Raw genomic sequence first — 8593 nt, forward strand, 5'->3', positions numbered from 1 at the left:
TAATGGAAGCAACATGGCATCGCTTAGATGCTATTTTACCGTCGCACAACACGCCATTAAATGAATTTATGGATTCTGGTTTAATTGACCTATCCGCTTATGAAGGAATTTTGTACATTGCCTTTAAAGTAACGGGCAACGGAAGAACAACATCCTTGTCCGGTGCTTATCAAATTGATGATCTTTTCATTTTTGAAAAGGAATAATCCTAATCACACCAACATTATATGACCGTATTTGACCAACTGTTTTTCAATAGTTTTGACCATTATAAAAAAGGCACTTATAAAAAAAACGCCAATACAATTGCCGTTTATTATATCACTTTAGTGCAGATGTCATTGCTACTTGTGCTAGGTGTATTTTTTGCTGAATTTTTCAGTAAAATGCATGTTGGCACTATGTCCAGTGCAAAAGCATGGACTTTGTTTGTGGTCGTTTCATTTTTTATTTATTTTAAAAACTGGATGCGGTATGGCGGTAAAAAACGAAGGGTTTTGAATGCGCTTCCCAAGAAAAAAACCGATTATAATATTTGGACTTTATGGCTTATTCCGGTGGTGGCCGTGTTTTTAGCTTTTGCTTTTCTGAGAGTTTTTTAATCCTTTATTCATCAATAATTATAAAATTTAAATTACGCTCAAAAATGAAAAAAATAATAACATCTATAATTCTAATCCTAACATTAAATTCGTGTTTTTTAGGAATTACTGGTGCACCTCACAGCCATCTTTATAGAGAAATTACAGGAAATAGTACTATCAAGGTAAATGTTCATTGTATGTATCTGAATAAAACATTCGAAATAAGAAATTCGAATCCAAATGATTCACTTTTTATTCAATCATCAAGTTTCAAAAATCCGTCAGAAAAAAGATCTTTAAATAGAGATATACCAACGGATTCAATAAGATATTATAATTGGAGAATTGGTGATATAAGATATCATAAAAATATTCTAAAAGATACAATTGAAATCATAAAAATTACAAAAAAAGGTAATCAGATAGCACATAAATTCGTAGCTGAATAATATTCTTCAAAAATAAACTCAAAAAACACCTTATTTTTTCAACTGAATATATACCGGAAAATGATCACTAAAACCACCAAGATATTTTTTCCCAACATAGGTTCTGTAAGGTTCTCCTTTGTATTTCCCATACATTTGAGTCAAGAATGGTGGATTAAAAATATCAGCTTTCACGAATTTTAGACCTTGTTGATCTGGATTTAAAAAATTTGTCGTCATCAAAATTTGATCAAATAACAGCCATTTGGACTCATGTTTAAGACTGCCCCGTTTAAAAGACATCAGGTTTTCCATTGGATTAAAAAGCTCAGCTTTGTTTTTTAAAAACTGAATGCTATTGTTTTTGGGACTATCGTTAAAATCGCCCATTACAAGGACTTTGGCATTTATGTCTTCTTGTTTAATGTCTTCAATAAGTTCTATGATTTTTTGTGCCGCAGCCATGCGTTTGTATCCGGTCCTATCCGATTTTTCATGCCGAGACGGCCAATGATTGACAAAAACGGTTATTTTTTCATTGTTCAGATAGCCACTAACTTTTAGAATATCACGGGTATAATCTCTTGTGCCAAATTCATTTTCAACATGAAGTATTATGGTTTCGGAGGTATCTAGCGTAAAAACGTCTTTATCAAATATGAGCGCCACATCAATGCCGCGTTCGTCCTGCGAATTATAATGTACAAAACCGTAATTATGGTTTTGTAAATAGCTGCTTTGGATTAAATCTTTTAGGACTCTGTTGTTTTCAACTTCGGCCAAACCTATTAAGGCTGGTGGTTTTTGCGGTATATCAAATCCAATCTTAGAAATGGCCATTCCAGTTTTATCGATTTTGGTTTTATAGCGCTCATGCGTCCATTTTTTATTGGATGTTTTTATAAAACCGTCGTCAATAGTCAGTGGATCATCACAATAATCAAATAGGTTTTCGGTATTATAAAACGCAATGGTATAGGTTTCAGGTGCTGTCAATTGTAGGTTTTATTAACTAAATTAGCTTTAAAAATACTAAATCATAGCCAATCAATTATGTAACTTTGTGTTTTAATCCTGTTTATGCTAGAAAAGAAAGATATAAATTTAGAGAAAGCTGTTTTAATTGGTGTTATTACCAAAAATCAAGATGAGGCACAGTCAAAAGAGTATTTGGATGAACTCGAATTTTTGACTTATACTGCCGGTGGAGAAGTGGTAAAACGTTTTACACAAAAGATGGAAATTCCAAATCCAAAGACGTTTATTGGGACAGGAAAGATTCAGGATGTTCAAAATTACATTAAAGAACATGAGATTGGAACCGCTATTTTTGATGATGAATTAACGCCTGCGCAAGAACGGAATATCAGTAGAATTTTAGAATGTAAAGTGCTTGACAGAACCAACCTTATTCTTGATATTTTTGCGCAACGCGCCCAAACAAGTTATGCACGTACTCAGGTAGAACTTGCTCAGTGCGAATATTTATTACCACGGTTAAAAGGAATGTGGACGCACTTGGAGCGCCAACGAGGCGGTATCGGGATGCGTGGACCCGGTGAGCGCGAAATTGAAACCGACCGCCGAATTGTTAGAGACCGTATTACCTTATTGAAGGATAAAATAAAAACAATTGATAGGCAGCAGGCCATCCAACGTGGTAACAGAGGCCAATTGGTCCGTGTGGCATTGGTAGGTTATACTAACGTTGGGAAATCGACCTTAATGAACGTCATCAGCAACAGTGAGGTTTTTGTTGAAGACAAGCTTTTTGCTACGCTAGATACTACCGTCAGAAAAGTGGTGATTGGCAACTTGCCATTTTTGGCTACGGATACGGTTGGATTTATCAGAAAACTACCAACGCAGTTGATAGAATCCTTTAAAAGTACATTGGACGAAGTGCGCGAAGCGGATTTGCTATTGCATGTTGTGGATATTTCACATCATAATTTTGAAGAGCAGATTGATTCTGTAAATAAGATTTTAGGCGAAATTGGTTGTGCCAATAAACCAACCATTATGGTGTTCAATAAAATTGATGCTTATGAACCTGTGCCTTTTGATGAGCACGATTTGATTGCGGTCCGGACCAAAGAAAATTACACGTTGGAGGAATGGAAAAAAACCTGGATGAACAAAATTGGCGACGATGCTATTTTCATTTCAGCATTAAATAAAAAGAATTTGGAAGCTTTTAAAAAACGAGTTTATGATGAGGTAAGAAGTATTCATGTGACACGTTTTCCGTATAACGATTTTCTTTATCAAGATTATGAGGAAGAAGAATAAGGAATTAAGTTAAATAAAAAATGCTACCCACCCGAGTAGCATTTTTTATTGGTAATTATGTTGGTTTTTACTTAAAATTTATAAGTCAAACCAACGGTGTAATACGATTGTAATTTGTTGTCAATATTAGAAAACGTTGGCTCTGTTTGTCCAGGATTAGCTGTTGGATCAAACTTACCAAGTGCATAATTCAATGCTTCTTGCTTATTGCTTCGCAATGCAAAATCAAAACCTACACCAATATTTTTCCAAAGCGTATAGCTAAAAGAGTTAGTCCAGGTCCAGTTTGATAAATCTGAGCCTTCATAACTAAAAAATGCAGAAGCATTAGACTTGAATGCCACAGCACCAATTTGTCGTGTGTAATCTGCAACCACTTTAGCTCCTAATGACGATTCAAAAATAGTTTCACTATCGGCAAATATAAAGTTGTAGTTTAATGGATGGATCACCACAATCAAGTTGTTAATAGGCGTCCACGTAAAACCAACACCCACGTCTAAATATCCAGGATCGTTGAAGTTGTTCAAAATGGTGGTTCGGTATTCACCCAGGGCAGATGCTGCCCATTTTTCGCTTAATTTCTGACCATATAAAGATGATATGTTGAACACATCTGTAGTTGGCTGAAAACCTTCCTTATCGGTCGAAATATCTTTGTCATCCAATTTCACCCACGCCAGATTTACGGTTAGGGAATTTCTCCAAAAATATTTGTCTTCCAATTTATTGGCAAAGGCATTAAAATTAAGACCTATATTACCAGAACTGTTGTTTGGCGCACCTTGTGCATACCAATTGTTGAAGTTGGAAAGACTTCCTCCAATAACACCAAAAGCACCTTTTCTCCAACCTGGAAGTGCATCCAATTGCGCTTGAATGGCATTGGCTTCTTTTTGAGCTTCGTTGGCAATGGCTTGTTTTTCTGATTTTTGAGCTTCGAGTTCTTCTTTAGTTTGTGCAAAACCAAAAGAAACGGTCAGAAGCAAAAACGCCGATAACATGATTCTTGTTTTCATAGTTACTGTTTTCATAATTTTTTAAATAAGGATGCAAAGGTAAAAGTAAGCCTCTAAATAGTAAAATCTTATCTTGGTTATTTTCGTTTGAATAGCGGTACCGATGAGCACGCTTCACCGTACATTATGGATTTTGCAAGTGGTTTTAGTTTTTGCGACAACAGGATATACGCATTGGTAGGAACAGGTTTATGTGCACAGCCTTTAATGATAAGCATTTGATCCACATAAGCATCGGTTTCTAAGTTTTGGATGATATCTTGGTAAAGGGATGTTTCCAGATCTTCCAAGCTGCCCAAAATGATTGCTTTTGCATATGGCTCCAAATGTACAGTCAGTAACATATAAGCCCACGCCGGAATAATAGCATCAACCGAACAGGTTAAAGCTACATAATGATCTTGGTATTGCGACCAATCGTGCTGTTTGACATGTTCACGAAAATCTTTTTCACGAAGTACCAATTCTTGAAACAACCAATCTTTAATATCAAAAACGGTCCGAGGTCCTTTTGGGTAATATTCTTCTAAATCTACAACCACCAATTTGCTATTGGCAACTCTGTTGATAATTTCATTTTCCATACTGCAAAATTAATTATTAATTAGTGAAACTTATTTACATATTACAAATAGTAAGTTGAAAGCATCCTACTTTTTATCTTTCTATTTGTAAAGTTTTGGGGATTTGGGTTTAGTAGCTATTGATAACCTTCAGCTTGTAATTTAAAAAGCTGTGAGTACAAACCTTGGTTTTCCATTAATTCTTCATGAGTTCCCAATTCAAGAACTTTTCCTTCTTCCAATACCAAAATCCTGTCGGCTTGTCTTACGGTACTAAAACGGTGCGAAATGATAATGCTTGTTTTTCCTTTGGTCAGGCCAATAAAACGCTGAAAAACATCACTCTCCGCTTTAGCATCCAATGCGGAGGTTGGTTCGTCAAGGATCATCACTTCGGCATCTTTCATATATGCTCTTGCCAAAGCCACTTTTTGCCATTGTCCGCCAGAAAGTTCTTGACCTTTGTAAAAACGTTTGCCGAGTTGTTGGTCATAGCCTTTTTTGAGACCTTCAACCACTTCATTGGCCAAACTTAATTGAGCGGCATTTTCAATTTTTTTCTGATTTTCTAATTCTTGAATATCTCCAATGGCAATGTTTTCTCTTATTGTAAATTCATATCTAAAAAAATCTTGGAAAATAACTCCAAAATATTGCTGATATTCATTCATTTTAAAACGGTTAATATTGATGCCATCCAACAAAATTTCTCCTGATGTAGGTTCGTAAAAACGCAACATAAGCTTGGTAAGTGTTGTTTTTCCGGCGCCGTTTTGGCCAACAAATGCCATTTTTTCGCCAGCTAAAATTTTAAAACTAACCCCTTTTAGAATTTCGGTTTCAGAATCTGGATACGAAAAATGCACGTTTTTAAACTCAAAACCAATCCTAATCTTTTCTGGTAAGGTTTGGTCTTCATCGTGTTTTGGTTGAATGGAAATGTCAATAAACTCAAAATAATCTTTGAGATATAATGAGCTTTCAGTAATTCTTGTAAATTTTGAAAAGAATTCTTGAAGATTTCGTGTTAATCGGTTGAAGGATCCTGATAAAAATGTCAATTCACCCAGAGTTATCACTCCTGAAATGACGCGATAAATGATGAAAATGTATGCGCCATAATAACTTAAAGTACCTAAAAGATTGAATACAAAGCCTAAAGAGGATCGTTTGATGGCCAGTTTTTTATTCAGGTCATAATATTCTTCTGATAAATTCTTAAATCGGTCCACGATAAAATCGGTCAGGTTAAATAGTTTTATTTCTTTGGCCGTGATATTGTTGGCACCTATAAATCGGAGATAATCCAATTCGCGACGTTCGGCGGTCCATCCTCTGGCCAAGGAATATTGTTGCTGACTAAACCAAATTTCATTAATAAATGATGGGATGATGCTCAGCACCAATAAAATAATTAAATAAGGTTCAAAGTAGATTAAACCGGCAACTAATGTAGCAATGGAAATTAAGCTTTGTACTTCTCCCAAAGCATTGGACATGAGCATAACACGTCCTGCGGTTTGTATTCTGGCGCGTTCCAATTTATCATAGAATTCGGAATCTTCGAGCAGACTAATATCTATCTGATTGGTTTTTTTAATGATTTTAACCGAAGATTTAATGGAATAAGAATCCCCCAAAAGGCTATCGGTCAAAGAAATGGCTCGACTAATCAAATCTGACAATACAATCAAACCAAACTCAATGGCCACATAAGTCCAAAGTTGTGTTAAATTGGAAACATCAATTTTGGTCTGTGTGATAATTTCGTCAATAATGAGTTTTCCAACCCACAAGATAGCTACTGGTAAAATGGAGGCAATAAGACGACAAAATGCCGATAAAAGGAATAATTTCTTATTTGTTTTCCATATTTCTTTAAAGAAACGTGGAATATATACCAAAGCACTAAACGATTTTAGAAAGCTGGTTTTTTCGTTATCCTTTAATGATTTGGGAGTAGGTCTTGCCATATTTTATATTTAAAGTATTGATTTTTAAATTACGATGTAAAATTAAAAATAAGAAATTGATGACGGAATCCGAAACTAAATTCAATGATCGTCATCAATATTCTATAAAATAAGGTGGACCTTAATAAAGTCCTAAATTATGATGGATTAAAGCATCCCCAGCTCTAGCTTTGCTTCTTCGCTCATGAGGTCTTGTGACCATGGCGGATCAAAGGTCATTTCTACTTCAGAAGATTTTACCTCATTTATGGATCGTATTTTTTCTTCAACTTCCAAAGGCAAGGATTCAGCAACAGGGCAGTTTGGTGAAGTTAAAGTCATGAGGATTTTAACATCCAAATCTTCATTGACAAAAACATCATAAATTAATCCCAGTTCATAAATATCTACTGGTATTTCTGGGTCATAAATGGTTTTTAAAACCCTTACTATTTTTTCGCCTAATGCGGCGGTGTCTATGGTTTCGCTCATTTTTTTAAATTTTAGAAGTTTAGATGTTTTTATGCTTAGTGGTATTTAAAACATCAAAACACCTTAGTTTTTAATTTAACTGTGTTTGATATGCAATAGCATACATTTTTAATTGCTTGATCATGCTTACCAAGCCATTGGCACGGGTTGGCGATAAGTGTTCTTTGAGTCCAATTTTATCAATAAAATCAGTATCGGCATCAATGATGTCTTTTGGACTTTGGTTTGAAAAAACACGTATTAAGATAGCAATAATACCTTTGGTAATGATGGCATCACTATCGGCAGTAAAGATGACTTTGTCATTTTGCATTTGGGCATTGACCCAAACTCTGCTTTGACAGCCTTTAATAAGATGTTCTTGTGTTTTATATTCATCGTCAATAAGAGGTAGGGATTTACCCAAATCGATCATGTATTGATAGCGTTCTTCCCAGTCTTCAAACATTGAAAATTCATCAATGAGTTCTTCTTGTATCGCTTTTATAGTCATTTTTAAAATTTATTCAAAGTTACAATATATCTCATCAAAATGTGCAATTTGCAGATGGATATCAATGGTTTGGTCTTTAAAAACTACTCGTTTTTTAAGTAATCGCACTCTATAAGTAATTCGTTGTTTTGATTGAGCAATTGAAGTTTCTCTTCATTTAACGTATAAGAAGAGATGTTTTTTATGGCGTCAAGAAACTTAGATTCGATGTGCGCATGGTTACAGGTCATATCGGTTGATGAAACTTCGGATATTTTTATGTTCTTATCGTTAATATCAATTTTTGCCGAAAATCGGTTGCAACTGGTATTGCCATTGATGGTGTTTTGGGACAGATCTATTTTGATAAATGGATTTCTACCAAAACTGTCCATGTCTTTAATACGAGTTACCAACCAAGATCCTTGATCTAAAAGTAAAGGTGTTTTTGATTTGTCTAGGATTTCAATCAATTTATATTTGAGCGAAGAACCATCGGCAGGCGGATTTTCAATAGTTTCAACAGCAACTTTAATTTTATAAAAATAGCCTTCTTCATAATCAAAACCTTCAATGGCGTTGTAAAAATAAGTCCAGTTAGATGTTTTATCTTCTTTAATTTGAAGACACTTCATAGGGGCAACACCCACACAATCTACTTTAGAATCGGCAATATAAATGATTTTGGTGCTACTGGTAGAACATGAAAAACAAAGTAATCCGATGATAATAGTCCATAAAGTTTTTGAAGCCATAACTATAAATTTCTCTGAATTTTGAGCTTTAAATTT

At 34.7% G+C, this 8593-nt stretch carries 10 protein-coding genes and 1 pseudogene; 4 read left to right on the forward strand and 7 right to left on the reverse strand.

The window, feature by feature from the left end:
• From VNJ50_RS11715 to VNJ50_RS11725, 3 genes and pseudogenes are all read left to right on the forward strand, one after another.
• A pseudogene (locus VNJ50_RS11715) lies at positions 1-206 on the forward strand (DUF5017 domain-containing protein); the annotation flags it as partial.
• A gap of 21 nt (positions 207-227) precedes the next feature.
• Positions 228-602 (forward strand): hypothetical protein, encoded by a 375-nt coding sequence (locus tag VNJ50_RS11720; RefSeq protein WP_325582127.1) that lies wholly within the window; start codon positions 228-230, stop codon positions 600-602.
• A gap of 44 nt (positions 603-646) precedes the next feature.
• A complete protein-coding gene (locus VNJ50_RS11725; protein ID WP_325582129.1) occupies positions 647-1033 on the forward strand; it encodes a hypothetical protein in 387 nt (128 codons plus the stop codon).
• Between the two features lie 30 nt (positions 1034-1063).
• On the opposite strand, the gene VNJ50_RS11730 is transcribed toward VNJ50_RS11725, so the two are convergent.
• Positions 1064-2008 carry an endonuclease gene (locus VNJ50_RS11730; RefSeq protein ID WP_325582131.1) on the reverse strand — a complete coding sequence of 315 codons (945 nt, stop codon included), beginning with the start codon at positions 2006-2008 and terminating at the stop codon, positions 1064-1066.
• Between the two features lie 84 nt (positions 2009-2092).
• Between VNJ50_RS11730 and hflX the strand changes: the two genes are divergently transcribed.
• The gene (gene hflX, locus VNJ50_RS11735) at positions 2093-3304 is read left to right on the forward strand and encodes a GTPase HflX (RefSeq protein WP_325582133.1); all 1212 of its coding nucleotides are present in this window, start codon (positions 2093-2095) and stop codon (positions 3302-3304) included.
• Between the two features lie 71 nt (positions 3305-3375).
• Here hflX and VNJ50_RS11740 read toward each other — a convergent pair whose 3' ends face one another.
• From VNJ50_RS11740 to VNJ50_RS11765, 6 genes are all read right to left on the reverse strand, one after another.
• Complete coding sequence (locus tag VNJ50_RS11740; protein ID WP_325582135.1) at positions 3376-4323, reverse strand: DUF3078 domain-containing protein; 948 nt, start codon at positions 4321-4323, stop codon at positions 3376-3378.
• A 77-nt stretch (positions 4324-4400) separates the two neighbouring features.
• On the reverse strand, positions 4401-4907 hold the full coding sequence (locus VNJ50_RS11745; protein WP_325582137.1) for a DUF2480 family protein: 507 nt from the start codon (positions 4905-4907) through the stop codon (positions 4401-4403).
• Between the two features lie 116 nt (positions 4908-5023).
• Positions 5024-6859, reverse strand: coding sequence for an ABC transporter ATP-binding protein (locus tag VNJ50_RS11750; RefSeq protein ID WP_325582139.1), 1836 nt, complete (start codon positions 6857-6859; stop codon positions 5024-5026).
• A gap of 147 nt (positions 6860-7006) precedes the next feature.
• Positions 7007-7330, reverse strand: coding sequence for a DUF59 domain-containing protein (locus tag VNJ50_RS11755; RefSeq protein WP_325582141.1), 324 nt, complete (start codon positions 7328-7330; stop codon positions 7007-7009).
• 70 nt (positions 7331-7400) lie between these two features.
• Positions 7401-7823 (reverse strand): SufE family protein, encoded by a 423-nt coding sequence (locus VNJ50_RS11760; protein WP_325582143.1) that lies wholly within the window; start codon positions 7821-7823, stop codon positions 7401-7403.
• 83 nt (positions 7824-7906) lie between these two features.
• A partial coding sequence (locus tag VNJ50_RS11765) for a DUF4377 domain-containing protein (RefSeq protein ID WP_325582145.1) occupies positions 7907-8593 on the reverse strand: 687 nt, incomplete at its 5' end.

Origin of the sequence: Gelidibacter sp. (assembly GCF_035577925.1) — a bacterium.
GTDB lineage: Bacteria > Bacteroidota > Bacteroidia > Flavobacteriales > Flavobacteriaceae > Gelidibacter.

What these genes read in the sequence shown, in the direction of transcription:
- VNJ50_RS11720 (WP_325582127.1), top strand. Translation starts at nt 228, where the DNA reads ATGACCGTATTTGACCAACTGTTTTTCAATAGTTTTGACCATTATAAA.
- VNJ50_RS11725 (WP_325582129.1), top strand. Translation starts at nt 647, where the DNA reads ATGAAAAAAATAATAACATCTATAATTCTAATCCTAACATTAAATTCG.
- hflX (WP_325582133.1), top strand. Translation starts at nt 2,093, where the DNA reads ATGCTAGAAAAGAAAGATATAAATTTAGAGAAAGCTGTTTTAATTGGT.
- VNJ50_RS11740 (WP_325582135.1), bottom strand. Translation starts at nt 4,323, where the DNA reads ATGAAAACAAGAATCATGTTATCGGCGTTTTTGCTTCTGACCGTTTCT.
- VNJ50_RS11745 (WP_325582137.1), bottom strand. Translation starts at nt 4,907, where the DNA reads ATGGAAAATGAAATTATCAACAGAGTTGCCAATAGCAAATTGGTGGTT.
- VNJ50_RS11750 (WP_325582139.1), bottom strand. Translation starts at nt 6,859, where the DNA reads ATGGCAAGACCTACTCCCAAATCATTAAAGGATAACGAAAAAACCAGC.
- VNJ50_RS11755 (WP_325582141.1), bottom strand. Translation starts at nt 7,330, where the DNA reads ATGAGCGAAACCATAGACACCGCCGCATTAGGCGAAAAAATAGTAAGG.
- VNJ50_RS11760 (WP_325582143.1), bottom strand. Translation starts at nt 7,823, where the DNA reads ATGACTATAAAAGCGATACAAGAAGAACTCATTGATGAATTTTCAATG.